Here is a 26,332-nt window from a genome sequence, read left to right as displayed (position 1 = left end):
TAAGAAAGGGCCAACCATGGCCCTTTTTTAATTGTTCATTTTTTTAGGAAGTAAAATAGTCACCACTGTTCCTTCACCTTGTTGGGTTTTGATGTAGATTGTTCCATGGTGGTTTTCTATGATTCGCTTACATACCATTAATCCTAAGCCTGTTCCTTTTTCCTTCGTCGTATAGAAGGGTTCGAATAAGCGTTTCTGCCGTTCTTTTGAAATGCCGGAGCCATAATCTCTTATTTTTATAGAAAAATAATTCTCACTCTCGTTTTTTAGCGATATTTCGATATTTTTATTAGTAGATGTTGCTTCAACCGCATTTTGTAGGAGGTTGATTAAAACCTGTTTGATTTGATTCGGATCACAAAAAGCAGTAATGGAGGAGTCAAAGTCCAGTGTAATATTAACGCTATTCATATTAAATTGTGGTTTCATGAAGAATAGTACACTTGAGATTAAGGTACCAATATTAATCTCTTTACAGATAAATCCTTCAGCTGGTTTTGCTATAAACATAAACTCACTAACAATATTATTAATTCGTTCCAATTCATCAAGCATAATTTCAAGGTAACCTTTTAAGGAAGGATCTTGAATACTTTCATTAATAATCTGTGTAAAACCTGTTATTGAGGTTAAGGGATTCCGGATTTCATGAGCAATTCCTGCTGCTAATTCACCAACGAGCGATAATTTCTCCATTTGCCTCAGCTTGATTTCGTTTTCCTTTTCGGTTGTAATATCGATGGCTGTTCCGTTAACTTCAACTGTTTGACCGTTAACGACCATCGGATTTAATGAGGCAATATAGTAGTAGCCATTCATTTGGCCTTCATAATTAACTGGAGTTCCTCTCCACGCTTGTTCATAAAATTCATTCTTCTGTTTCGCAATTTCCTTTGGTAAAAAATCAAAGAGTGTTTTTCCTTTAATCCAAGTTGAGTCAATTCCTAATGTAGTAAGAAAGTCACCCTCACTAAATGTATGGATAAAATGTTCTTCTTTTTTTTCAAACTTAAAGACAAACCCTTTTTGCCTTGGAATTAAGTCGCGGTAATTAATATGAGTGGGAGAAGTTTTCATAAAATACATCCTTTTAAAAATCTATTATCAACTAAATAATAGTTCTTTTTCCAGAGTGAAAACTCCTTTCTTTTTTAAAATTTGTTTTTGCTAAGATGAGTTTTGGTTCATTTCTCTATCTCCTAGACATACATTTATAGTGGAAGGCAAGAAGTGAAAGTGATGGGGACAAGCCTTCTTTCTTTTGCAATTTACTAAATTGAATGAAAGGGAGAAAAAATGGAATTCCTACTAGAACTGCTGAATAGCTATAGTACATTCTTTTCATTAGATGAATTACGAGAAGTTTTTTCAAATCCCGCTAGTTGGGGAGTAATTGGTTCTCTTGTTATTCTTGAGGGGTTATTATCCGCCGATAATGCGCTTGTTCTTGCAGTATTGGTGAAGCATTTGCCAAAAAAGCAGCGTAAGAAAGCTCTTTTCTATGGGATCTTCGGTGCGTATCTGTTTAGAATCATAGCGATTGGTCTTGGAGTGACCTTAATTAATGTGGGGTGGATCAAAATTGTAGGTGGTCATTATCTACTTTGGATTGTGTTTCAAAACTTTATGAAGAAGGATGAAGAAGACGAGGTTCAAAATAAGAAAATGAGTTTTTGGAAAACCGTGATAACTGTTGAGTTAATGGATATTGCGTTTAGTTTGGATAGTATCATCGCTGCATTCGGTGTTTCCAATCAGGAATGGGTATTATTTCTTGGGGGAGTATTAGGAATCTTACTGATGCGCGGAGTGGCCAATTTATTCCTTGCTTTAATTGAGAGGATACCAGAATTTGAGACTACTGCTTTCGTGTTAATTGCTATTATCGCCATAAAAATGATTACCTCTGCATTTGGCTATCATTTAGATGAATTTGTTTTCTTTTCTATTTTAATTATTGTGTTTTTAGGAACATTTGTGGTTCATGCCATAAAGGGGAACTCCGGCAAGGAGAGAACAATGTAAGGGGAGCGAATAGATTCGCTCCTTATTTAATTGCTTACCCAGTAGGCCAGCTGTTCCTACAAACAATGCATTTCCGCTTCCGCTTGATCCCAAGGTACAGAATAGCCTTGTCCCTTTGAGCAAAAAATGGATGACGAAGAATAGTCTGGGTCTGCGTCCTTGTTGTAGTTAATTCTCTCCATTACCTGGTTGGGATTGTGACAAGGGTAATAACCGCCAAACACTAGGTTCAATGTGCCTTTTCCTTGTGTAATCGAAGCAAATTCCGGGCCATAGTTCATAAATGTAGCAACAGGAACTTTACCAGTTAGAATAGCCTTGTTCCCTTCTGTAAGAGGGACATCAAAGGTACCATGTGCATTTTGTATATCAGTTAAAATCTTACCTAGTTGATCTAATTCTAGTTTCATTTTAAAAGCATAGAAAGGTTCCAACAGCACATTTGCAGCTTTTTCCAAACCTTGTCGTAAAGCGCGGTAGGCAGCCTCTCTAAAGTCGCCACCAGAGGTATGCTTATTGTGGGCCCGCCCTGTCAAAAGAGTGATTTTCACATCCGTAAGAGGAGAACCCGTTAACAATCCATGGTGATCCCGCTCATAAAGGTGATGCCGTATAAGGTTTTGGGTTCCAACGGGTAAATCATCCGTATGGCACACAATCTCAAAAGAAATACCGCTATTTCTATCTGCGGGCTCTATTTTAAGGTGAACCTCTGCATAATGGCCCAACGGTTCAAAATGTCCATACCCACAAACTACAGACTCAACCGTTTCTTTGTATAATATTTCTGGTTCCCCAAATTGGACATCCAAGTGAAACCGTTCCTTAACTAATTGCTTTAACACCTCTAGCTGGATTGTACCCATGACCCGAATGTGAATTTCCTGTGATCGTTCCTCCCACGTAACATTTAATGAGGGGTTTTCTGCATCTAAAATATGGAAGTACCGTAATACCTCTTTTACGTGTATTGAAGGGTCAAAGATGACCCTGGATTTTAGCGCAGAACTCATTTCGTAAACGGCTTTTTCCTTTAATGCTCCTAAACCATCCCCAGCACGAGCGGATGAAAGTCCTGTCACGGCGAAAATCTCACCAGCAGACACCTGGTCGACGGTGATAAATTTATTTCCATTGTATATACGAATCTGAGTGATTTTTTCGCTAAGGACGACATCAGCATTAGCATAGCTCACTTCTTCACGAACTTTAAGGGTCCCGCTAACAGCTTTTATAAACGTAATCCTTGTACCTTTGTCATCATAGCGTATCTTATAGACTCTACCTGCAAAGGGTAAATGATGATCATAATTCGTCGAGGTTAATAAGTCCATTTTTCTAAGAAAGCTCTCCACACCGATGTCTTGCAATGCAGAGCCGTATGCACACGGATAGAGTTCGTTTCCGTTTATCATTGTCCTCATTGTTTCCAGCCAAATATCTGGCTGATAACCGGTTTCCATATATTTTTCCAAAAGTGTCTCATCTCGTTCGGCTAAAAATTCAATTAATTCCTCTTTCATTTCCTTTTCGTTCAGAGTCTCGGTTATATCACATACATCTAGTGTTAAATTGTTTCGAATTTCTTCCTTGACCCTGAGCACATCCGCACCTACTCGGTCTGTTTTATTGATAAAGAAGAATGTTGGAACTTGATGTTTTTGTAAAAGTCTCCAAACTGTCTCGGTATGACCCTCGATCCCCTCAACGGCACTAATAATGATTACTGCATAATCCATTACCTGAATGGCTCGTTCCATTTCAGGTGAAAAGTCCACATGGCCCGGAGTGTCTATCAGATAATAGTCTGATTGATTAAAAGTAAATTTAGCCTGGTCTGCAAATACGGTAATGCCTCTTTGTTTCTCTATTTCATGTGTATCGAGAAAGGTATCCTTATGGTCTACACGACCTCTTTGTCTAATCGCTTTCGTATGAAAAAGAAGCTGCTCTGCCAATGTGGTTTTTCCTGCATCCACATGCGCAAACATACCTATTGTTTTCTTCATGATGCACCTCTTTTTACGTTCTTCTTATGTAAAATATTATACCAAATTGAGCGTAGGCCCTCCTAAAAAGTTGCCAACGACTCGAATATATAGAAAAATAGACTTATAGCTAGTAGAAAGCTGAGGTGTTTGATCGTTGAAAAAACTCATCGTTCTTTTTCTAGGGGCATATGCTTTTTTTTATCTTGGGCAAAAAGACCTTCTTCCTTCAAATGATCAAGTGAAAAATTTCTTAGACTACCTTGATTCTCCGTTGAAAGAGGAATCACAACTTGAGAGTGCTCCGAGTTTACCGCAGGTAACAAATCAGGAAACCGTTGATGAACAGGCGGCAACATCGTCGGTTCCAACTACAGCTACTGATGGGAAATATCAGGCTACTGAAATCCAAACTTATCTGGTAACGGTAGAGAGCGGAAAATTAGTGGTTTCAGGAAAACCAACACCCTATGGAAAATACAATCAGGCAGATGGGGTCATTTTATATATTCAAGAACAGCGGGCAGATAAGAAAACAACGATAAAGGTTCCTTTTAAAAAAGGGAAGATTCAATATGAATATCCGCTTTCCTATACAGTTGGAGATGTTATTATCAATTTGGATGAGTATTATAACGGCAAAGAAGATGACCCAGAACGGGTTCTCGGTTATGCTCAATACCATTTAACGGATGGTGATCCTTATTTATTACCAAGCTTTATGGTACAGAGCAAAGACCCGGGTCTAGTCGCGCTCGCACAAAATATAACTAATGGCAAAAAAACGGATGTAGAGAAATCTAAAGCTATTTTTTCCTGGGTAGCGAAAAATGTTGCTTATAATGCACCACTTGTTAATTCAACCAATCCACCTATGTATACTTCACTGCAAGCCTATCAATCTCGTAATGTTCTTTGTTCAGGATATGCGCATTTAAGTGCTGCGCTACACCGTGCGGTAGGGATTAAAACGAAAGTGTCTTACGGTGAAAACCACGCATGGAATGAAGTCCTGCTAAATGGTGTCTGGCAGGCAGAAGACCCAACCTATGGCTCAGGGTTTATTAACGCGAATACCCGAAAATTTGTTCCTCATTATCAACCAGCATATTTTTCGAAAACGGATAAACAAAAGGAAGGCGAATATCCGTGGTAATCGGTTGCGCCTGCAGCTATAAGTGAGAGATACCTTATCTATAACTAACAATAGGAAAAAGCCAAATCCATATATACAAGGATTTGGTTTTTTACGTTCTTATCACTTTTTGGACATGACTTTGTATTTTCTACATAAAATGTACAAGTTGATATTACCGTGTGGTAGGGGTGGCTTTATTGTTGAGTACTAGTATATTAATTAGCTATATTATCTTGGGATTTACCTTAGCAGCACCAATTGGACCAGTGAATTCTGCTCGGTTGGATAAAGGGATAAAAAATGGTTTTTGGCATGCATGGATTGTGGGTGCTGGATCCATGATTGCAGATGGAGTTTTTATGCTTTTGGTCTATTTAGGAATGGTCCAATTTTTAGGGATTCCAGTTGTTCAAATCTTCCTTTGGTTATTCGGAGGGTTTGTTTTAATTTATTCAGGGATTGAAAGTATTAAGAATGCAAATACCATATCTCTTTCGTATAGTAGACAGAAGGACTCACTATTTAAGTGTTTTTTAACTGGATTCATTATGTCGATAACTAGCCCTTTATCCATTTTGTTTTGGTTAGGGATTTATGGATCGGTCTTGGCCAAAACAGCTCAAACAAACGGGACGGAGTCATTATTAATTTATAGTAGTATGATATTTCTTGGGCTCACTTTTTGGGACGTGTTTGTTGCAGCACTGACGACAGGGTTCCGAAGATTATTAAATGTGAAAAGTCTAATTGCTATTTCTATTGTATCCGGGGCATCGTTAATCGTATTTGGTTTATATTTTGGATATCAGGGAATCGACGCACTATTGGGTGATAGGTAAAGGTTATTTTTCCTAAAATATTTATCTTAAGGGTTTTAGCTGTGAATGTTTTTCTTTCCTATGGTATAACATGGATGGATAGAGAGTCAGCGAAAGGATTAAGGATAGACATGAATATCCTATTATCATTTATACATACACTTCTAATTAGTTTTGTTGAGTTGGTTTATCTCTTCGGTGTCATCATGGCTGTGGGAGTAGTTTTAGGGATTTTGGAAAGGTATTCGAATTCGTTTCTTATAAGAGCGTTTGGCCCAAGAGGAGTTTTGTTTACCGCATGGATTGGAACTCCTATTCATGAAATTGGTCACCTAATTCAGTGTTTTATCTGGGGACATCGCGTCACAAGGGTTAAATTACTGCAATTTAATAGTCCTTCAGGTATCCTAGGTTTTGTAGAGCACCAATATAACCGGAACAGCTGGTATCAACAGGCTGGCAATTTCTTTATTGGCCTAGGACCCATTTTTAGTGGGATTGGTTCTTTAATTTTATTTATGTACTTCTTAGTACCGGAAACGTATAAGGCCTTTGTTAAGGAAATACAACTGCACGTTACTTTAGAAAAAATTGATTTTACATTTATACGGATTTTAACAGGAGCCATACTAGCAATTAGTAAGAACCTCTTTACACTTGAAAATATAATCAATCCGCTATTCTGGATTTTTTTAATAGTAGGGATTAGTATTTCTTCACATATTGCACTAAGTAAAGCGGATATTGAGGGAGCTGCAAAGGGACTATTAACCATTTATTTCATTCTTTTATTGATCAATGTTATAGCGGCTGTATTCAAACTCAATAGCTACGGAATGATTGTGAAAATTGCAGAATTAAATGCGTATGTCCTCGCTTTTTCGAGTATCGCTTTATTTTTCTCAGCTGTTGGGTTAGTGGTGAGCATCGTTCTCTTTTATATTAAAAAGCAAAAACGCTAGGAAAATTACAGGTGTTTCATAACTCATTAGAATGAGCACGAAATAAAAACGGCAAACTATAGCGTGGTCGAAAGAATGTATCGATGATTTTAAAAGCTGGAGGGACATTGATCATGAATTCTAAGTATAGTGCATTATTTGAGTCGTTTACGTTTCGGAGTAATGTTTCGTTGAAGAATAGGATCGTGATGGCTCCTATGACCAATTTCTCATCCAACCCGGATGGGACTGTCACAGATGCTGAAGTTAATTATTATGCAAGACGTTCTGCAGGTGTGGGTATGGTTATTACTGCTTGCACATATGTTACAGAAAATGGGAAAGGGTTTCACGGGGAATTTGGGGGAGACCGTGATGAATTGATTCCGAGCCTTCGACAGCTGGCTTCAGGGATTAAGGACCAAGGTGCAAAAGCGATTCTGCAAATATTTCACGGTGGCCGCCAAGTGCCACCTGAATTAGTTCCGAATGGGGATGTGGTTAGCGCAAGTGCTGTTCCTTCCGAAGGTGAAGGGAAACCAGTTCCAAGGGAATTAACGGATCAGGAAGTAGAATCCATTATAAATGACTTTGGTGAGACTACTCGTCGGGCAATAGAAGCGGGGTACGATGGGGTAGAAATTCACGGAGCAAACGGATACCTTATTCAACAATTTTTTTCTCCACATTCGAATCATCGTGAAGATCGATGGGGAGGAAGTTTGGAGAAACGACTTACGTTTCCGCTCGCTGTTGTCGACGAAGTTAAGAGAGTAGCCGCGGAACATACAACCGGACCGTTTTTGATTGGCTATCGCTTCTCACCTGAAGAGGCAGAAACACCTGGGATTACGATGGCAGATACATTGGTTTTAATTGATGCATTAGCTAAAAAAGATCTTGATTATTTACACGTTTCCCTTCAGGATTTTTGGTCCAAGCCAAGACGTGGGGTGGACGATACTCGCTCTCGAATTGAAATTATTCAAGAACGGGTTGGTGATCAGGTTCCTGTTATTGGAGTGGGCTCGATTTATACCGTGGATGATGCAATACAAGCAATTCAAACGGGAGTGCCATTAATTGCATTAGGACGCGAAATCATTATTGATCCTGATTGGGTGCAAAAGGTAGCGGATGGCAGGGAAGACGAAATTGTTACAAAAATAGATAAAGATAAGCAGCAGGAACTGGTTATCCCTGATCCACTCTGGCAAGCAATTATCCATTCACCAGGTTGGTTTCCAGGGATTGAATAAATTAACTAAGAAGGTATCCCATTTATTGGGATGCTTTTTTTGGTATAGCTTTGTTAACTATCAGATAAATCTCCTCTCCAATTAACAAAAATTAAATAATGACCATTATTGCTTTCATTAAAAAAATACTTTGCCCCGTACTTCGGACAGGGTAAACGGAAATAACAGAAAAATGTTATGTGGATTTTTTTTTACATTTTTTATTTGAGACTAGTTTAGCTGGAATTTCGGTGCGCTAGAAGAGGAATTCTACAAATACAAGGACGAATTCTACAAAATTTCAAGTAATTCTACAAAATTACGGGTGAATTCTACAAAACTTGGTAATTACCTTCCAATTATAAAAGTTTCAGAGGAAGATTGAGGATTATTCTACAAATTAAGAGTGGAATTCTACAAAAAATTGATTTATTCTACAAAATTGAAGTTGTATTCTACAAAACATGGAAATCAATTTCCAACTAACGATTGATTGAGCAAAATCGATCCCCAAAATAGGATCATCCACCACGCAAAACTTTTCTATAAATGAATTCACTTTATTATTTGTAAAGTATCTTATTTTTATCAAGTAAGGTATGAAAAATATGCCTTTTACAAGACTGAAGTTATAATAGAGGTATCGTAAAAAATGGAGAGGACAGCATCATGAAATTTTTAGATCAAGCATTGGCTCAGGAAATCGTCGATCGAACGATGAAAATTATTAAGCGAAATATTAATGTCATGAATGATAAAGGGATTATTATTGGCTCAGGAGATCCAACTCGAATTGATTCCATTCATGAAGGGGCTCTGCGTGTTATTGAAAACCAAAAGGAATTTGAAATCGAGGAACACGATACAAAAGGGCTACATGGAGTGAAAGCAGGAATCAACCTTCCGATTAATTTTAATAATCAGGTGGTAGGTGTTATTGGAATTACTGGAGCTCCTGAAGAGATTCGTAACTACGGGGAACTGGTAAAAATGGCAGCGGAAATGATTCTGCAACAGGCTGTTTTAATCGATCAAATGCAGTGGGATGAACGCTTGAAGGAAGAATTAATTAGCCAGCTTCTGCATGGAACAGAAAACCTCAATTCTCTCTATTTTGAAAGAGTTCGCCGCTTAGGAATCAATTTGGATATCCCGCGTCTTGCTGTGATTGTAACAGCTAAGGACAGGGCGAAGGTATTCAAGACTTTACGCGACCGATTGGATAAGGAAGATTTATTAGTCATGCATCCAGATTATTTGATTCTTCTTAAAAAAGTTACGAGCCAGAATGTAGTTAGGATTAGGAGTGAACTAGAGAAATGGACTGAAGCAACTGTTAAATATCTGGGGTTACACAGTAAACTTAGTATCGGAAACTATCATCCTGAATTAAAAGGAATTGCCGATTCCTATCGTGAGGCTGTTGAAACTTCATTTGTTGGTGAGCGTATTGATCCGGTAAAAATGATTTATTTTTATGATGATTATAAAATTCCTGTCCTGCTAACAAGAGCAAAGAATCTTGGAATTGGGGAAGAACTACAAAATTATTATCGAACCCTACAAGAGAATGATAAAAAAGGGGAATTGGTTGAAACGTTATTGGCGTTTATTGAGGAAAACGGGGATGTACATAATATTACAGGAAAGTTATTCATTCATCGAAATACATTAAGATATCGGCTGGATAAGATAACTGAAATAACAGGGAAGGACCCGAGAAAGATTAAGGATTTGCTCGAAATTTACTTATCTGTTATTCAAGTGTTGATAAAGTAATTGTGCAAATGAACAAAAGACCTGATTGAAATGGGTCTTTTTTTTGATGGTTTGCCCAATGAAAACGCTGTAGCAAACGCTTACAATGAGTATACAGACAACCAAGGAGGGATTTACAAATGGATGCAAATATTCAAGTAAGCGCTTTAGGAGCTATTTGTGCACTTGTAATAGCTATTATTTTAATTTTGAAAAAGGTTTCTCCTGCCTATGGCATGATCGCTGGAGCGTTAATCGGCGGACTAATTGGTGGGGTAGATATTACTAATACCGTAACCTTAATGATGGAAGGTGCGAAAGGCATTATTCCAGCTGTACTACGAATCTTAGCTGCTGGTATTCTTGCCGGTGTATTAATTGAATCGGGAGCAGCTGCGGTTATTGCAGAGACAATCGTCAAAAAATTAGGTGAAACAAGAGCTCTACTTGCCCTAGCGGTAGCTACCTTGATTTTAACAGCTGTTGGAGTTTTCATCGATGTAGCCGTTATCACTGTATCACCTATTGCCCTTGCGATTGCGAAAAGAGCGGGCATTTCGAAAACTGCGATCTTGTTTGCTATGATTGGTGGCGGTAAGGCAGGTAACCTCATGTCACCAAATCCCAATGCCATCGCCGCATCGGATGCCTTTAAGGTTCCCTTGACATCCATTATGGCGGCGGGTATTATCCCTGCCATTGTTGGGTTAACCATTACTTATTTTATAGCGAAAAAGCTAGTGAAAAAAGGATCAGCTATTAAAGATATTGAAATTCAAACACACAATGGAGGAAAACTTCCGCTCTTTTTACCAGCGATCGTTGCTCCACTTATAACCATAATTTTATTAGCATTAAGACCACTGTTTGATATCAGCATTGATCCGATGATTGCTCTACCAATTGGAGGGATTATTGGTGCATTGGTCATGGGTAGAGGAAGAAAAATCAATGAGTATGCTGTTTCTGGCTTAGGAAAAATGTCAGGTGTTGCGATTATGTTACTTGGAACAGGAACACTCGCAGGAATTATTGCTAATTCTGGTTTGAAGGACTTGTTAATCGAAGGTTTAAATGCACTAGGACTCCCAGGCTATGTACTTGCTCCAGTATCAGGTATTTTCATGTCAGCAGCAACTGCGTCCACTACTGCAGGAACAGCAGTGGCGAGCCAAGTGTTTAGTGGCACGATTTTAGGTATGGGTGTATCAGCTATTGCTGGTGCAGCTATGATTCATGCAGGTGCTACCGTATTAGATCACCTGCCACACGGAAGCTTTTTCCACGCAACTGGCGGAAGCGTAAACATGGAAATCAAAGAACGTTTGAAAGTTATTCCTTATGAAACGCTAGTTGGTTTAACCATGGCGATTATTTCAACCTTGATTTATGGAGTGTTTCACTTTTTCGGATAGATACATGTGCAAAAGAGGAGCGCAAACACTCCTCTTTTCACATCAACCAATGTAATTGACAGGAGAGGGATCGAGATGAAGATAGTTATTGCACCTGATTCATTTAAAGAAAGCCTCTCAGCTCTTGAGGTAGCTGAGGCAATTGAAAAAGGCTTTAAGTATCATTTTCCAAATGCAGAGTATGTAAAAATACCGATGGCAGACGGTGGAGAAGGGAGTGTTCAATCTCTTGTTGATGCAACCGGTGGAGAAATTATCCGCAAAACTGTCACGGGCCCTCTAGGAGAACCAGCCGAAGCGTTTTTCGGAATGCTTGGTAATAAACGTACGGCAGTAATTGAAATGGCGGCAGCTTCTGGGTTACACCTCGTTCCAAGAGAGAAACGAAATCCGTTAATTACCACAACGAGAGGAACAGGAGAACTAATATCAGCTGCTCTTGATTATGGTGCCACTCATATCATTATTGGAATCGGTGGAAGTGCTACTAATGACGGTGGTGCAGGGATGGCTAAAGCCCTTGGTGTGGGATTATTCGATAAGAATGGGATGGAAATTGGAGAAGGCGGTGGGGCGCTTGGTAAGTTAGCTTCAATCGACTTAGCTCAATTAGATTCACGTTTAGAGAATATTAAAATTGAGGTTGCCTGTGATGTAGATAATCCATTAACAGGAGAAAGAGGAGCTTCTGCTATTTTTGGTCCGCAAAAAGGAGCGACACCGGAAATGGTAGAGCAATTGGATTGTAATCTTGACCACTATGCTTCCGTTATTGAACGTGAACTTGGAAAAAATATTAAAGAAGTATCAGGAGCAGGAGCCGCTGGTGGGCTTGGAGGAGGATTGTTAGCCTTCTTACCGTCCGTATTAAAACGTGGTGTCGACATCGTGATTGAGGCAACTTCTCTTTCCAAAGCGGTAGGAGATGCTGATTTGGTCATCACGGGTGAAGGAAAAATTGATCATCAAACTATTTTTGGCAAGACACCAATTGGCGTAGCAAAAACAGCTAAAAAGTATGATGTACCTGTGATTGGAATTGCCGGAAACCTCGGAAAAGAGAGTCAAGTTGTTCATGATTATGGAATTGATGCTATTTTTAGTATTGTTCCTGGTGTTGTTTTACTTGAAGACGCCTTCGAACATGCAGCAGAATACGTAGAAAGAACAGCTGCCAATATCGCAGCCATTTGGAAGATGAAATAATAAAAGCAAGCCTATCTCTCGGTACAAAGCGAGGGGTAGGCATTTTTATTTATAATACTATATAATGGAAACAACAAACCAACTATCTAAAGGGGAAATCATGATGGGTGAAGAGAGATTCATTGAAGTAACTGGGGGGAAAGTATGGGTACAAATATTTAATGAAAGCGCACCAGGTACGCCAGTTATTATTTTACACGGGGGACCAGGATCTTCCTCCTATTCGCTTCAAGGACTGAAAGCACTAGCAGAGGACAGACCAGTTATCTTATATGATCAACTAGGATGTGGAAGGTCGGACAGACCAATAGATACCTCACTTTGGCGTATGGAACGATTCGTGAAAGAATTAGGACAAGTAAGACAGGCCTTAAATCTCGATGTGGTCCATATTCTCGGTCATTCCTGGGGAACCACCCTTGCTGCTGCCTATTGCTTAACACAGCCAAGCGGTGTAAAAAGTGTGATCTTTTCAAGTTCTTGCTTAAGTGCACCACTATGGGAACAGGACCAGAAGCGAAATCTACAAAAACTGCCTCTTGAGGTCCAAGAAACGATCAAACGATGTGAGGAAAATGGGACAACCGATTCCAAGGAATTCAAAGAGGCAACTGATGAATTTAACAAAAACTTTGTTTGCCGTTTAGATCCTTTTCCTGACTGGTTAAAGCAAGGCTCTCAATATAGAAATCCAGAAGTATACAATATCATGTGGGGGCCATCTGAATTTACGGTATTAGGTAACCTTAAAGAGTTTGATTGTACCGCTCAATTAAAGGATATTTCGTGTCCAACCCTTTTTACATGCGGGCGCTTTGATGAAGCTACCCCAGAGTCTACTGAGTATTTTAGCAGTTTAACACCAAATTCACGCTTCCATGTGTTTGAAAACAGTGCGCATATGCCATATGTTGAAGAGCCAGAGGAGTATTTACAAGTAGTTGGAGAGTTTTTAAGAGAGGTTGATTCAAAATAAATCGTTGGCGGGACACATGGTCTCGCCATTTTTTTTATTTCCTCTCGAAATATGAAACAATTTAGTGAATATGTAGGGAAGGGAAAAGGAAAATTACTGGATTTGTCGAATGGTATAGGAAAATATATCTATATAAGAGGGAAAATATCATGAAAAGATTGGGCCAACTTATTCTCGTTTCCATTTCAATTTTATTTACCATTTATCAGTATCTATCCGAGAAGGATCCAATATTTGAAATTGACTTCTTTCTCTTTACCTTGTTAGCATGGTTTGTCGGCTGGCAATATGATAAGTCACGTTACTATGAAAAAAGGGCACAAGCTGGAGAGATAAGTTATAAGAGATTGATTGATTCGTTGCCCGAACCCGTTTATATTACTAGGGATCATAGATTACTTTATGTGAATAATGCTGCAGTAAGTATGCTTCGTGCTCAGCATAAAGACGAAATCATTGGAAAGTCAATTTTTGACTTCATTGTTCCTGAATATATGGATCGTTTATTAGAGCGCTATAAGCAAATAAAGAAAGAGAAACAGCCAATCCACACGATTGAATATAGAGCAAAGCGTATAGATGGAACCACTTTCTTTTTTGAAGTATCTTCCCTATCTATTGTCTTTGGTGAAAAAGAGGCCGTTCTATCAATTGGTAAGGATATTACGGAGAAAAAGGAAGAAACCGAGCGACTTCTTCAAAAGTCTGAAAAATTGGCTCTACTTGGGCAAATGGCTGCAGGGATTGCACATGAAATTCGGAATCCACTTACTTCCATTAAAGGATTTATTCAGCTAATGAAATCTGGCGCGAAAAATAATCAATACCTCGATATTGTTTTAACAGAACTTGACCGGATTAATTCAATCGTTGGAGAATTTCTTGTCCTTGCAAAACCAACGGCAGCTGTTTTTGTTGAACAAAATATCAAGACATTACTAACTGATGTTATCACCTTAATTAACAACCAGTCTATCTTGAACAATGTCCAAATTCTCACCGAGTTTAGTCCTGAACTTCCCAGCATCAGCTGTGAGGAAAATCAATTAAAACAGGTTTTCTTAAACCTTTTGAAAAATGCAATCGAAGCCATGCCGAAGGGTGGAACGATAGAGGTAATCGTAAAAGAAAAGCAGGAAGGGGAAATTTCAGTACAGATTAATGATACAGGATTGGGAATACCTGAAGAACGAATTTCTACACTTGGAGAGCCTTTTTATACCACAAAAGAAAAGGGAACTGGACTTGGATTAATGACTTGTTTTAAGATAGTTGAAAATCACCATGGTACATTAAACATAACTAGCAAAGTAAATGAGGGAACGTGCATTGAAGTTCTTCTACCAACAATGACACAGCCATTATTAAAGCAGGAACTTGCTCATTCTTAAAGATGTTATTTGGAAATAATATTCCATTGTCGTAACTTAATCTAATACTATATGATTATCCTAACAGCTGGTCCTATATTACTAGTTTCGGAGGGATATCATTCGTTGAATAAAATCATACTTTGTGTAGCAGTGTTATCTTTATTTTTATCTGTATTTCCATTTGGTCACGGGTTTGCAGAAGTGCAGTCAGAACCAATTGTTAAGGTGAAATTGATTAATTTTTTAGGTAACAAATCAGAAGTTACCCTTAAACCAAACGGTGACTATAAAACGAATGACCCAAATATCCTTTTAAAATCTGGAAGCACCTATTTAATAAAATTAGAAAATGAAAAAATAGCACTATATAAAGATAATAATCTTTTACATTCATATGATTCATTTTCGGCCAGTCCTATTCAATCCAGCTCACAACTTTCCATTAATAGTCGTCTCTATTTAGGCAGCTTTGATTTTATGATTGAAAACAAAAAATATATCCGCCCACTAAACTCCGTTTCGATGGAGAATTACTTAAAGGGCGTTGTCCCGATTGAAATGTATCCATTTTGGAATATTGAAGCGTTAAAAACTCAAGCTGTAGCAGCAAGAACGTATGCGATGAGTTATATTAACCGCGGTTTGATAGATGACACAATTTTATATCAAGTATACGGTGGCTACATTTGGACACCTAATACAACTAGAGCAGTGGATGAAACGAAAGGCCAGGTTGCCCAGTATAATGGGCGTTTAATCGATGCTGTATATTCTGCCAGTAATGGCGGTCGGACTGAGAGTAACGCCAATGCATGGGGCACAACTGCTGTACCTTATTTGACCATCAAACAAGATCCTTATGATCCAAAAACAAGTTGGAAATTTGCATTTCATCAAACACAAATAGATATAGCCTCGTTAGACTTAACAAAACCATCAGAATGGTGGTCCTCAACAATAGAACTTGATTCAACGATTTCATCTAATATTAAACTGTGGCTAACCAACAATGGTTATGCAAACAAAGAAATTAAAATTATTTCCATTCCTGAATTCTCACTTCATAGTGTAGGTTCTGGTCAACGTGTCTCAAAAGGAAACATAACAGTAGAGTTTTTTGTAAAAGATAAGGTAGACGAACTAGGTAACTTACTTACACAACGTATGTCGCTTTCAAATGTAAGTATATCTAAAGTAAGGTCTATAATAGGTAACCGTATGATGCTTAGTTATTTAGTAAATGAAGTGAAATCTGAAAATGGTATGATTAATGTTTCAGGTACAGGTGATGGCCATGGTGTGGGGATGAGTCAATGGGGTGCCCAAAACATGGCAGGAGCAGGAAAAAATTATCAAGAAATATTGAAGTTTTATTATTCAGGAATTGTTGTTACGCAAATGTATGAAGGAAATACCCAAGCCATTGCTACAGCTAAAAAGCCAGGTTGGTTAAAAGAGCAAGGCAAGTGGTATTACATTCAATCAAATGGAACGAAAGCAACTGGTTGGATAAAGGATGCTAGTAAGTGGTATTATCTTGGGACCAATGGTGTCATGTTAACTGGCTGGCAAAAAGTTAATGGCAAGTGGTACTTTTTGAATTCAAATGGCGCAATGGCCACTGGGTGGTTAAAATCCAACAATAAGTGGTACTATCTCTATTCCTCAGGTGCAATGGCTACCGGCTGGATAACCGATCACGCGAAGAAATATTATTTATCATCATCTGGTGCAATGGTTCAAAATAAGCAATACATTAATGGAAAATGGTACACCTTCCATTCAAGTGGATATTTATTATAATTCTTAAGCGGTGCCTGACACCCAGCGATTTTTTTTTGCTGGTTATCAGGCGCTTTTTTTTTGGAAAAATATTGACTTTACTCTGATAAAGATTATAATAAAATTTAATTAATATTAATCCGATAAAACTAATGTGAATTATAGGTGAAGAAGGTGAAATACAAATGTTTCTTCATATAGACGATGTGAACAAAGAATTTGGAAATCAATCTGTGACTAATACGGTCCTTTCAAATATTAATCTTGAAATTAAGGAAGGAGAGTTTGTCTCTATCCTTGGACCTTCAGGTTGTGGAAAATCAACATTATTATCAATTGTAGCTGGTTTAACTAAACCTTCTAGTGGTGAGGTATTTCTGAACGGTGAGAAAATAACTAAGCCTGGAAGAGACCGCGGGATGGTATTCCAACAAGCAGCCCTTTTTCCTTGGATGACAGTAGAAGAGAATGTGATGTTTGCATTGCGAAAGGAAATGAAAAAGAAAGAGGCAAGGGAGGTTGCTCACCAGTACTTGAAAATGGTGCAACTAAGCAACTATACGAAGCATTCCCCACATGAGTTATCTGGTGGCATGCAGCAACGTGTATCCATTGCCAGAGCCTTATCAATGAATCCTAAGGTATTATTAATGGATGAACCGTTTGGAGCTCTTGACGAACAAACGCGATCAAGGCTACATCTTGAATTAGAAAAAATATGGATTGAAACGAGAAAAACTATTTTGTTTGTAACGCATAGTATACGTGAGTCTATCAAACTTTCAGACAGAATCATTGTTATGGGAACACGACCTGGTGTGGTACTAGAAGATATTCATGTGAAAATACCAAGGCCTCGAGAAAACCATACACAAATGGTAGCCAAATTAGAGGAAAAGATTATGAGTTTATTACAATCAGAGATTGATAAAGTGGTAAAAGAGGAATTAGCCTATGCAGCCAACAATTAAACGTATTATCTTTTTTGTAGCCTTAGTTGTGTTCTGGCAGGTGGGCGTATCAGTGAGTGGTGTTTCACCCTCTGTTATGCCGTCACCAACGGATGTTCTAGAGGCGTTAGTTAAGGGCTTTTCTGATAAAACATTAATCTATGATATTTTAGCGAGCTTCCGCCGCTTATTCATTGGTTTAAGTATATCGATTGTTCTAGGCTTAGGTCTGGGCATTCTGTTAGCAAAAAATAAAACCGCGGATGAAACGTTAGGTACACTAATTTTAGCATTACAGAGTGTACCAAGTATTGTTTGGTTACCAATTGCAATCATGTGGTTCGGTCTGAATGAAACATCGGTCATTTTTATCGTAATCCTTGGTGCTACGCTCGTCATGACGATTAATATGAGAATTGGGATTAAAAATGTGCCGCCTCTTTATATACGAGCAGCACAAACGATGGGTTCTGGTGGGGTCGGTCTCTTTACAAGTGTGATTTTTCCAGCCTCCATCCCTTACGCTGTAACGGGAGCAAGACTTGGGTGGGCATTTGCCTGGCGTGCACTTATGGCGGGTGAAATCCTAAGCACAGGACCTGGATTAGGATATACGCTGAAATACGCTTCAGATTTTGGGAATATGAGTATGGTTATTGCGATTATGATTATCATTGGTGTCATTGGCACCGTGGTTGATATTGTTTTCTTCCAACGGGTGGAAAAAAATGTTATTCGCCGTTGGGGTTTAGAAACAACTAATTAAGGGGGAACTAGAGAGATGAAAAAACAAACAGCCATTATTAGCTTAGTATTCCTACTCCTAATCGGGGCATTAGCTGGGTGTGGATCAGATCAAGCAAGCTCAGGGGCAAGTAAAGAAGAGAAAAAGGTCGTAATAGGATATTTCCCTAACATTGACCATGCACCTGCCATGATAGCACGTGAAAAGGGCTACTATGAAAAAGAATTAGGGGATGGCGTGAAAGTGGAATACAAGACGTTCCCTGATGGCGGTGCTTTTATGACGGCACTGAAAACTGGAGAAATTGATGCAGGACTAGTTGGTCCAGGACCTGTTATGAATAACTTCACAAATGGTGCTGACGTAAAAATTATTGCTGGAGCATCTTCAGGTGGAACAGCGATTGTTGCCAGCAAGAAAAGCGGCGTTAATTCTGTAGAGGATTTCAATGGTAAAACTTTTATTACTCCAGGCGTAGGTTGTACGCATGATGTTCAAATGGAGACTTTCTTACAAGATTTCGGTATTTCTTCTGCTCGGATTGGTGGCACACTAAAGCATGTAACTGGAAATCCAGCACAATATGCGGCTATGTTTGAATCAGGGAAAGTGGATATCGCGGCTGTTCCTGAGCCATGGGCTTCACAGTTAGTAAAAGAAGCTGGTGCTAAAATTATCGTTGATAGCAAAAAGATTTCATTTGGAACAACATTACCGAATACAATTCTCGTATCAAGCGGCAAGAAAATTAAAGCGGACAAAAATCTTATTCAAAAGATTGTAGATGCACAAAATGAGGCGATTGCTTTTATTAAGGATAATCCTGATGAAGCAAAAGAGCTTACAATTAAGAGCATTAAAGAGAGCACAAAACAAGAACTAGATAAAGCTATCGTTGATGAGGCTTGGGAAAATATCCGATTTACAACTGATGTCAATAAAGATGTCATCCAAGACTTCGCTAACTCTTCTGTAGAGCTTAAGTTCTTGAAGGAAAAACCAGATTTTGCGTCATTAATTGATTCACAATTCATTAACTAATACGAATGAAAGGTGCTGGTGTCATTTGACTCGGCACCTTTTTGTGAAAAAGGGTGGTTTTCGTTGAAACGTATATTATTTCTCCTCCTTTGCGTAATAGTTCTATCTGCGTGCTCTAAGGAAGAAAAGAAGGTGGAGAATGATTTTCCACTTCATATGAAAGTAGGCAATTTCGAAGGGATTAACCAAGCTGGTGAGGAGTTTTCTTTTTCTAAATTAAAGGGAAAAGTGTGGGTAGCTGACTTTATGTTTACCAATTGCGATACGGTCTGTTCTCCAATGACGGCAAACATGGCCGAATTGCAGCGTCATTTAGCAGCTGAAGATATAGATGCCCATCTTGTTTCTTTTAGTATAGACCCAGAAAATGATCAACCAGGGGTATTAAAGGAATATGCGAGTGGGGTAGGTGCTAATTTTTCGAATTGGGACCTTGTTACAGGCTATAAGCAGGAGTTCATTGAGAGCTTTGCAAATAAATCCTTTATGGCTGCAGCGGCTAAACTAGAAGGCTCGAATCAATTTGTTCATAGTACGTCGTTTTACTTAGTAGATGAAAAGGGAATTGTCCTCCAAAAATACGAAGGTGTTTCGGAGCCGCCTTATGAGCAGATTGTGAAGGATATAGAGTCCTTACAATAAGTTTGTTGTTTGTAATTATATTATGTTAACTATTATGCAAACTTTTGGGGCCATTTAGGAAAAACAATGGCCCCATATTTTTATTTTAGTATCTCCATAAATTCTTTCCCTTTTTGCACATAGTGTTCACTGGACATTTGCAGCATCTGCAGGTCTTTTTCAGTTAGTTCTCTAACGACTTTACCTGGCGAGCCTAGAACGAGGGAGCGAGGAGGTATTTTAATTCCTCCTGCGAGTAAAGTATTAGCGCCAATTATACATTCCTCGCCAACCTCGACGTTGTCCAATAACGTGGAACCCATTCCAATAATCGAACCCTTCCCAATTTTACATCCATGTAAAATAACATTGTGACCGACCGTTACATCATCCTCAATAATCACGGGGAAACCCTCATATAAATGAATAGTAGAATTATCTTGAATACTGCATCGTTCACCCACGATAATTGGGCCATCATCCCCTCGTAAGACGGCATTAAACCAAACCGTTGATTCTTTTCCAATCTCAACATTCCCAATGATATACGCCCCAGGTGCAACAAAGACAGAATCATGAACAGTAGGTGAAACTCCTTTGTACGGAATCATCATCACAATCCCTCCTATAACTTTCAGAATAGTCATACATCTAAATGAAATTATACCATTTATTGTGCTAAGTACCGCTCAATTATGCCTAAGTAAATTGTAAGCGCTTCATAATTTACAAAATAGTAAAAATAATCAAAAAACATTGACAGTGATTTTTTTCGGTGGTAACCTTATAAAAAAATTAATCTTGAATCTATGAAGAGAAGAGTAGGATTTGCACCTTGTTTCACAGAGAGTCGGCGTTTGCTGGGAGCCGATAACAGGGCGATCTGAAGATCATCTCAGAGATGTTTAGCTGAACAGTCCAAGTAGGCTACACCGGTTTGTCCGCCGTTATGATGGAACACGTACAAGGATTTGTACGTTGAACGAGAGCCGCAGCTTCTTTTTGAACTTGCGGAAGTAGGGTGGTATCGCGAGTTAACTCGTCCCTATATTATGGGGACGGGTTTTTTGTTGTTTTTAGACAATAGATATCTGTAACATACATGAATTTATTTGGGAGGGAACGTGAAATATGAATCAACAAGTCGATAAAAAAGCGTTTAATGTGGAGGACATCATTATTGCCAGCCATACCATCAAGGATGTGATTTCACCAACTCCATTGCAGTATAATCATTTACTTTCTGAGCGGTATGACTGCCTTGTGTATTTAAAGAGGGAAGATTTGCAAAGTGTCCGATCATTTAAAATTCGTGGCGCTTACAACCGCATTAAAAAATTAAGTGGGGAAGAACTTCAAAACGGGATTATCTGTGCAAGTGCAGGAAATCATGCACAAGGTGTTGCTTACTCCTGCCATCTGTTAAAAATCAACGGAAAAATCTTTATGCCGAGTACGACGCCTAAGCAAAAGGTGAACCAGGTAAAGTTTTGGGGAAAGGACAGTGTAGAGATTGTCCTTGTGGGGGATACCTTTGATGATGCTTATGAGAAAGCTATAGAATGTGGTCAGAATGAAAACCGAACTTTTATTCATCCTTTTGATGATTATGATGTGATTGCCGGTCAAGGAACCGTTGCTGTTGAATTGTTAAATGATTGTCCTGAAAAGATTGATTATCTGTTTGCGGCAATCGGTGGCGGTGGCCTCCTTGCCGGAGTGGGTACGTACTTAAGACACTACTCCCCTCAAACAAAATTAATCGGCGTCGAACCTCAAGGTGCACCAGGGATGAAGGAATCCATTTTAAAAGGAGAAGTAACGAAACTCCAAGAAATCGATTCATTTGTCGATGGTGCTGCAGTAAAAACAGTTGGTACAAAAACCTTTACTATTTGTAAGGATATTGTAGACGATATTACGGTCGTTCCCGAAGGAAAGGTTTGTACGACGCTTTTAGCCCTCTATAATGAGAATGCCATTGTCGTTGAACCAACCGGTGCGCTTTCCATTGCAGCCCTAGATACATATGCAGATCAAATAAAGGGGAAAACAGTCGTTTGTATCGTAAGTGGAGGCAACAATGATATTGGAAGGATGCAAGAAATTAAAGAGCGCTCTAAGCTATACGAAGGACTACAGCATTATTTTATCGTTCAGTTTCCACAGCGCCCTGGTGCATTACGGGAATTCCTATTTGATGTACTTGGACCGAATGACGATATCAGCCATTTTGAGTATACGAAAAAGAACAATAGGGAAACGGGACCTGCCTTGGTAGGGATTGAACTGAAGGATAAAGAAGATTACTTCCCATTAATTGAAAGAATCAAGACAAAAGGCTTCATTTACAGAGAAGTGAACAATGATAGTACGTTGTTTCAAATGCTGGTATAGACGTGAAAAGACCTTCCATTATGGAAAGGTCTTTTTTTACTAACATGATACTTAACAAATGTCATTTTTAAGGTATAATATTATCTGTGTATGAATCAGTATTTTTTTGTGCTGGATTCAATAAATAGAAATTATCATGAACTGCTAATTATTATACTGAAACGGTACATGTTAGTATAATAAATTTGTGTAGATTCAAAGCGGAAAGAGAGTGTTCATAATGGGTCGTAAATGGAACAATATTAAAGAAAAAAAAGCGTCCAAAGATGCAAATACTAGTCGTATCTATGCGAAATTTGGTGTGGAAATCTTTGTAGCAGCGAAGCAAGGGGAGCCAAATCCAGAATCTAATCAGTCATTACGATTTGTTCTCGAACGGGCTAAAACCTACAATGTACCGAAACACATTATCGACCGTGCGATTGATAAAGCAAAAGGTGGTTCTGAAGAAAGCTATACTGAACTTCGTTACGAGGGCTTTGGACCAAACGGATCCATGGTCATTGTTGATGCCCTTACTAATAACGTAAACCGTACTGCTTCTGACGTCCGTGCTGCATTTGGTAAAAATGGCGGGAACATGGGTGTAAGCGGTTCTGTTGCCTATATGTTTGATGCTACTGCTGTTATCGGTATCGAAGGTAAGTCCTCTGATGATGTGCTTGAACTTTTAATGGAAGCAGACGTAGACGTCCGCGACATTATCGAAGAAGAAGATTCAGTCATTGTTTATGCTGAACCAGATCAGTTCCATGCAGTTCAAGAAGCTTTTAGAAACGCGGGAATTACGGAGTTCACTGTGGCTGAGCTTACTATGCTTGCACAAAATGATGTAACCCTTCCAGAAGATGCGCAAGCTAAATTTGAAAAAATGATTGATGCGCTTGAAGATTTAGATGATGTTCAACAAGTGTACCACAATGTGGACTTAGGTGAATAATAAATAGGCAGACCTCCTTTGAAGGTCTGTTTTCTTTTATATTAATGAATAAATTGGCGGTTCCGATTAACAATAAAAACAGTGTTATTTTTTTAACACTAAAATTTCAATGTGGAGGGATATGCTTTGGATATTCTTATTAGCTTACTCTCAACTTTACGAATATTAAGTAATAGAGCGGTTTATTTTATTAGACATATGAATTATAGGCTGCAATGGCTGTTTCGTATGTATGCTCTAGCTTAGGGTATTCAAGTATTGATATTCGCATTGAAGGAAGAAAGGGCGAGCATGGACCATGCTTGCCTTCTTTTATAGAAATAAAAAGATAAATATTTTTGGCTGTTTTTGGAGTGATTGTTTTTAATCATATTATATTATCTGTCGTGGTCTCACATCTACGGACAGGAATGCCTTTGAAATGATTCAAGTTGCTTGAGTCATACCAAATTCGGACAGTTCAAGCATGGATAAGCAAAAAGTTGTCCGAACACGAGTCTCATTCGGACAGACCAAGTGTGAAGAAGCAAAAAGTTGTCCGAATGCGAGGCTCATTCGGACAGACCAAGCGTGAAGAAGCAAATAGCTGTCCAAATGCGAGGCTAATCCACCACTGATTCGGACAGCAAAGCCCTTGAAAGGTCCAAGCATCTATCCAAAGTTACTTATATATATAAAGCAACATAGTTAACGAAAAGAGCTTTATTTTTTTACAGCTGACAGTATAAATATCGTAGCGATAATTAATATTGAACCAATCCATTCTGCTGCTCCAAAGGAAACATGGAGCCAGGCAACTGCTAAAAAGGCGGCTGATAATGGTTCAACACAGGCTAAAAGACTAGCCTCAGATGCCTTTATGTATTTCATACTTTCCATGTAGCAGAAGAAGGCAATTAACGTGCCAAAAATGACTACAAAAATAACGGCTAAAAAAGAAGGCAGGCTCCAGTTTCCTTGAAACACCCATGGCGGATGAATAAAGCTAAAGCTAATTCCTCCGACTGTCATGCCCCATCCAACCGTAATTAATGAACCCCAACTTAATAACAAATCTCTCGGATAAAGTGTATAGAAAGCAAGTGAAAAAGCAGACAAGATTCCCCAAAATAAAGCCGGAACCGTTATGGAAAGTGAATGTATATTTCCTTGAGTAACTAGAAGAAATGTTCCCAACAGAGCAAAAATTATCGCAATCCCTTCATGTTTAGCAGGTAGCTTTTTCCCACGAATGCTTATATATCCAGCAATAATTACAGGTGCAAGGTATTGCAAGACAGTGGCAGTTGCTGCATTTGCATGTTCTATAGCTGCAAAATAGGTAAATTGAACACCAAACATCCCGAAGATGCCAAAAACGATAAGCTTACTAACATCTTGCTTGTTTTTCCAAATTGTCCAGATATTTTGCTTTCCAACCGTTTGAGAAAACCAGAGTAACCCCACTCCTGAAAAAATCAATCGAGTTACGACAAGCCAACTGGTACTGAAGCCTTGTTGATGAAATAAGTATTGTGCAACCGTCCCGGAGACGCCCCAAAGGGTAGCTGCAATTATAACTAATATCATCCCTTTTGCCCTTGGATACGCCAAGATGACACCGCGCGAATTCATTTTATCACTCCGAATGATACAAACTAATTATCTATAAATATAGCAAAGTTTACGGTAATTATGTAAGTTATTTGCTAATAGATAGGTATAATATGCGATGGTACAATTTTTACTGATAGAGCATAAGAAGGCTTGCACTATCATATCATTATCAGATTGCTAGCAAATTGATAACTCTTGCTAACCAATGTCCATTAAAGATATGTATAAGAAATTATTATGAAAATTGATAAGAGATTCATTCTATACGTTATGAATTTTTTACCATAAAATAGAACTATCAGTCAACAAGGGGGAATACCATTGAAAGCAATTATCGTTCATGAATTTGGGGCACCAGAGGTTATGCAATATGTAGAGGTTGAGACACCAAAAATAAATCCTAGTCAGGTGTTAATTAGAGTAGAGAAATCAAGTGTGAATTATGCTGATGTGAAAGCGAGATATGGTCATAAAGGAAAAGGGAACTTCCCTTTTATTCCTGGACTTGATACGTCGGGTGTGATTGTGGAGGTTGGAGCAGAAGTAAATCATTTACAACCTGGGCAAAGAGTCATAGCATTTCCAGCTAATGGGTCTTACGCAGAATTTGTAGTCGCGGAAGGTATTCTTACATATGAAATACCCGATTCAATGGATTTTACCACTGCCGCTGCCTGTCCTACTGTTTCTTTCCTTTCTTATAAACTATTAGCAGATATTGCACGGATCGAACCGGGGGAAACCATCCTCATTCATTCCGCTGCAGGTGGAGTGGGAACTACGGCTATTAAGATGGCAAAACTGCTAGGTGCAAGTAATATTATCGGAACGGTAGGTGACGAAAATAAAGTGTCTATTGCACTAAAGGCTGGTGCAGACCATGTTATTTGCTATAAGAATGATGATTTTTCAAGTAGAGTAAATGAATTAACAGATAATCAAGGCGTAGATATTGTCCTCGATTCCATTGCTGGTGAGATAACTGGGCAAAGTCTAACCTGTCTTGCACCATATGGAAGGTTGGTTCAATTTGGAAATTCAAGTGGGGCAGTTGGAAGCTTTAAAACCAGTGATCTACACTCTAGCTGTCGGTCGGTGCTAGGTTTTAGCTTAGGGACAACAAGAAAAAGACGACCTGAGACCTTACAGTCTACAGCCAAGGAAGTACTCAAATTATTTAGTGATGGAAAATTAAATATGGAGGTTGGTCATCACTATCCCTTGGAGGCTGCTATTACTGCTCACAAGCTAATGGAAAGTAGACTAAGTACTGGAAAAATCATATTAGATGTAAGAGATTCTCTATCATAAAAATTATATTTATTTATGGATATTATTGTAAAAATAACTTACCCATAATTTAGGTAAATGGTATATGATGATT

The 26,332-nt window shown here is 38.6% G+C and carries 22 protein-coding genes and 1 other annotated feature; of the genes, 18 read left to right on the top strand and 4 right to left on the bottom strand.

Features of this window, described 5'->3' with window-relative positions:
• Positions 1–27 precede the first annotated feature (27 nt).
• Entirely contained in the window at positions 28–1,077 is a 1,050-nt protein-coding gene (locus tag RCG25_RS13435) for an ATP-binding protein (RefSeq protein ID WP_308079325.1), read from the bottom strand.
• Between the two features lie 219 nt (positions 1,078–1,296).
• On the opposite strand from RCG25_RS13435, the gene RCG25_RS13430 reads away from it, so the two are divergent.
• Entirely contained in the window at positions 1,297–2,025 is a 729-nt protein-coding gene (locus RCG25_RS13430; RefSeq protein WP_308079324.1) for a TerC family protein, read from the top strand.
• A 56-nt stretch (positions 2,026–2,081) separates the two neighbouring features.
• Here the strand turns inward: RCG25_RS13430 and RCG25_RS13425 are convergent, their stop codons facing one another.
• Complete coding sequence (locus RCG25_RS13425) at positions 2,082–4,034, bottom strand: TetM/TetW/TetO/TetS family tetracycline resistance ribosomal protection protein (protein WP_308079323.1); 1,953 nt, start codon at positions 4,032–4,034, stop codon at positions 2,082–2,084.
• 136 nt (positions 4,035–4,170) lie between these two features.
• Between RCG25_RS13425 and RCG25_RS13420 the strand changes: the two genes are divergently transcribed.
• From RCG25_RS13420 to RCG25_RS13355, 14 genes are all read left to right on the top strand, one after another.
• Positions 4,171–5,169 carry a transglutaminase domain-containing protein gene (locus tag RCG25_RS13420; protein ID WP_308079322.1) on the top strand — a complete coding sequence of 333 codons (999 nt, stop codon included), beginning with the start codon at positions 4,171–4,173 and terminating at the stop codon, positions 5,167–5,169.
• Between the two features lie 182 nt (positions 5,170–5,351).
• Positions 5,352–5,990 carry a LysE family transporter gene (locus RCG25_RS13415; protein WP_308079321.1) on the top strand — a complete coding sequence of 213 codons (639 nt, stop codon included), beginning with the start codon at positions 5,352–5,354 and terminating at the stop codon, positions 5,988–5,990.
• A 41-nt stretch (positions 5,991–6,031) separates the two neighbouring features.
• Entirely contained in the window at positions 6,032–6,931 is a 900-nt protein-coding gene (locus RCG25_RS13410) for a hypothetical protein (protein WP_308079320.1), read from the top strand.
• Positions 6,932–7,044: 113 nt separating this feature from the next.
• Positions 7,045–8,169, top strand: a complete 1,125-nt coding sequence (locus RCG25_RS13405; RefSeq protein WP_308079319.1) for an NADH-dependent flavin oxidoreductase — start codon at positions 7,045–7,047, stop codon at positions 8,167–8,169.
• A gap of 648 nt (positions 8,170–8,817) precedes the next feature.
• Positions 8,818–9,927 (top strand): sugar diacid recognition domain-containing protein, encoded by a 1,110-nt coding sequence (locus tag RCG25_RS13400; RefSeq protein ID WP_308079318.1) that lies wholly within the window; start codon positions 8,818–8,820, stop codon positions 9,925–9,927.
• Positions 9,928–10,046: 119 nt separating this feature from the next.
• Entirely contained in the window at positions 10,047–11,321 is a 1,275-nt protein-coding gene (locus RCG25_RS13395) for a GntP family permease (RefSeq protein WP_308079317.1), read from the top strand.
• 75 nt (positions 11,322–11,396) lie between these two features.
• On the top strand, positions 11,397–12,527 hold the full coding sequence (locus RCG25_RS13390; RefSeq protein ID WP_308079316.1) for a glycerate kinase: 1,131 nt from the start codon (positions 11,397–11,399) through the stop codon (positions 12,525–12,527).
• A gap of 100 nt (positions 12,528–12,627) precedes the next feature.
• Positions 12,628–13,503 (top strand): proline iminopeptidase-family hydrolase, encoded by an 876-nt coding sequence (locus RCG25_RS13385; protein ID WP_308079315.1) that lies wholly within the window; start codon positions 12,628–12,630, stop codon positions 13,501–13,503.
• 149 nt (positions 13,504–13,652) lie between these two features.
• The gene (locus RCG25_RS13380) at positions 13,653–14,894 is read left to right on the top strand and encodes an ATP-binding protein (RefSeq protein WP_308079313.1); all 1,242 of its coding nucleotides are present in this window, start codon (positions 13,653–13,655) and stop codon (positions 14,892–14,894) included.
• 105 nt (positions 14,895–14,999) lie between these two features.
• Positions 15,000–16,679: a SpoIID/LytB domain-containing protein gene (locus RCG25_RS13375; protein WP_308079311.1), complete on the top strand. Its 1,680-nt coding sequence runs from the start codon at positions 15,000–15,002 to the stop codon at positions 16,677–16,679.
• A 164-nt stretch (positions 16,680–16,843) separates the two neighbouring features.
• On the top strand, positions 16,844–17,629 hold the full coding sequence (locus RCG25_RS13370) for an ABC transporter ATP-binding protein (protein ID WP_308079310.1): 786 nt from the start codon (positions 16,844–16,846) through the stop codon (positions 17,627–17,629).
• Positions 17,613–18,374, top strand: a complete 762-nt coding sequence (locus RCG25_RS13365; RefSeq protein WP_308079309.1) for an ABC transporter permease — start codon at positions 17,613–17,615, stop codon at positions 18,372–18,374. The genes RCG25_RS13370 and RCG25_RS13365 overlap by 17 nt, the downstream gene beginning before the upstream one ends.
• 15 nt (positions 18,375–18,389) lie before the next feature.
• Positions 18,390–19,394: an ABC transporter substrate-binding protein gene (locus RCG25_RS13360; protein ID WP_308079308.1), complete on the top strand. Its 1,005-nt coding sequence runs from the start codon at positions 18,390–18,392 to the stop codon at positions 19,392–19,394.
• Between the two features lie 63 nt (positions 19,395–19,457).
• Positions 19,458–20,036, top strand: a complete 579-nt coding sequence (locus RCG25_RS13355; protein WP_308079307.1) for an SCO family protein — start codon at positions 19,458–19,460, stop codon at positions 20,034–20,036.
• 80 nt (positions 20,037–20,116) lie between these two features.
• Here RCG25_RS13355 and RCG25_RS13350 read toward each other — a convergent pair whose 3' ends face one another.
• Entirely contained in the window at positions 20,117–20,629 is a 513-nt protein-coding gene (locus RCG25_RS13350; RefSeq protein WP_308079306.1) for a gamma carbonic anhydrase family protein, read from the bottom strand.
• Between the two features lie 186 nt (positions 20,630–20,815).
• Positions 20,816–21,065: a binding site (T-box leader), on the top strand.
• Between the two features lie 81 nt (positions 21,066–21,146).
• Between RCG25_RS13350 and ilvA the strand changes: the two genes are divergently transcribed.
• Complete coding sequence (ilvA, locus tag RCG25_RS13345) at positions 21,147–22,412, top strand: threonine ammonia-lyase IlvA (RefSeq protein ID WP_308079305.1); 1,266 nt, start codon at positions 21,147–21,149, stop codon at positions 22,410–22,412.
• A gap of 220 nt (positions 22,413–22,632) precedes the next feature.
• Positions 22,633–23,352, top strand: coding sequence for a YebC/PmpR family DNA-binding transcriptional regulator (locus RCG25_RS13340; RefSeq protein WP_308079304.1), 720 nt, complete (start codon positions 22,633–22,635; stop codon positions 23,350–23,352).
• A gap of 702 nt (positions 23,353–24,054) precedes the next feature.
• On the opposite strand, the gene RCG25_RS13335 is transcribed toward RCG25_RS13340, so the two are convergent.
• Complete coding sequence (locus tag RCG25_RS13335) at positions 24,055–24,966, bottom strand: EamA family transporter (RefSeq protein ID WP_308079303.1); 912 nt, start codon at positions 24,964–24,966, stop codon at positions 24,055–24,057.
• 303 nt (positions 24,967–25,269) lie between these two features.
• Here RCG25_RS13335 and RCG25_RS13330 point away from each other — a divergent pair, with 303 nt between their 5' ends.
• Positions 25,270–26,259, top strand: coding sequence for a quinone oxidoreductase family protein (locus RCG25_RS13330; protein WP_308079302.1), 990 nt, complete (start codon positions 25,270–25,272; stop codon positions 26,257–26,259).
• The last annotated feature ends 73 nt before the right edge of the window (positions 26,260–26,332 follow it).

This window comes from Neobacillus sp. PS2-9 (genome assembly GCF_030915525.1).
GTDB lineage: Bacteria > Bacillota > Bacilli > Bacillales > Cytobacillaceae > Neobacillus.
The sequence above is the reverse complement of the archived record's forward strand: the minus strand, read 5'-3'. Positions and strand labels throughout refer to the sequence as shown.

Bases quoted from the DNA above. Each gene is read 5' to 3' on its own strand.
- RCG25_RS13435 (WP_308079325.1), bottom strand. From the start codon at position 1,077: ATGAAAACTTCTCCCACTCATATTAATTACCGCGACTTAATTCCAAGG.
- RCG25_RS13430 (WP_308079324.1), top strand. From the start codon at position 1,297: ATGGAATTCCTACTAGAACTGCTGAATAGCTATAGTACATTCTTTTCA.
- RCG25_RS13425 (WP_308079323.1), bottom strand. From the start codon at position 4,034: ATGAAGAAAACAATAGGTATGTTTGCGCATGTGGATGCAGGAAAAACC.
- RCG25_RS13405 (WP_308079319.1), top strand. From the start codon at position 7,045: ATGAATTCTAAGTATAGTGCATTATTTGAGTCGTTTACGTTTCGGAGT.
- RCG25_RS13400 (WP_308079318.1), top strand. From the start codon at position 8,818: ATGAAATTTTTAGATCAAGCATTGGCTCAGGAAATCGTCGATCGAACG.
- RCG25_RS13395 (WP_308079317.1), top strand. From the start codon at position 10,047: ATGGATGCAAATATTCAAGTAAGCGCTTTAGGAGCTATTTGTGCACTT.
- RCG25_RS13390 (WP_308079316.1), top strand. From the start codon at position 11,397: ATGAAGATAGTTATTGCACCTGATTCATTTAAAGAAAGCCTCTCAGCT.
- RCG25_RS13385 (WP_308079315.1), top strand. From the start codon at position 12,628: ATGATGGGTGAAGAGAGATTCATTGAAGTAACTGGGGGGAAAGTATGG.
- RCG25_RS13380 (WP_308079313.1), top strand. From the start codon at position 13,653: ATGAAAAGATTGGGCCAACTTATTCTCGTTTCCATTTCAATTTTATTT.
- RCG25_RS13370 (WP_308079310.1), top strand. From the start codon at position 16,844: ATGTTTCTTCATATAGACGATGTGAACAAAGAATTTGGAAATCAATCT.
- RCG25_RS13365 (WP_308079309.1), top strand. From the start codon at position 17,613: ATGCAGCCAACAATTAAACGTATTATCTTTTTTGTAGCCTTAGTTGTG.
- RCG25_RS13360 (WP_308079308.1), top strand. From the start codon at position 18,390: ATGAAAAAACAAACAGCCATTATTAGCTTAGTATTCCTACTCCTAATC.
- RCG25_RS13350 (WP_308079306.1), bottom strand. From the start codon at position 20,629: ATGATGATTCCGTACAAAGGAGTTTCACCTACTGTTCATGATTCTGTC.
- ilvA (WP_308079305.1), top strand. From the start codon at position 21,147: ATGAATCAACAAGTCGATAAAAAAGCGTTTAATGTGGAGGACATCATT.
- RCG25_RS13340 (WP_308079304.1), top strand. From the start codon at position 22,633: ATGGGTCGTAAATGGAACAATATTAAAGAAAAAAAAGCGTCCAAAGAT.
- RCG25_RS13335 (WP_308079303.1), bottom strand. From the start codon at position 24,966: ATGAATTCGCGCGGTGTCATCTTGGCGTATCCAAGGGCAAAAGGGATG.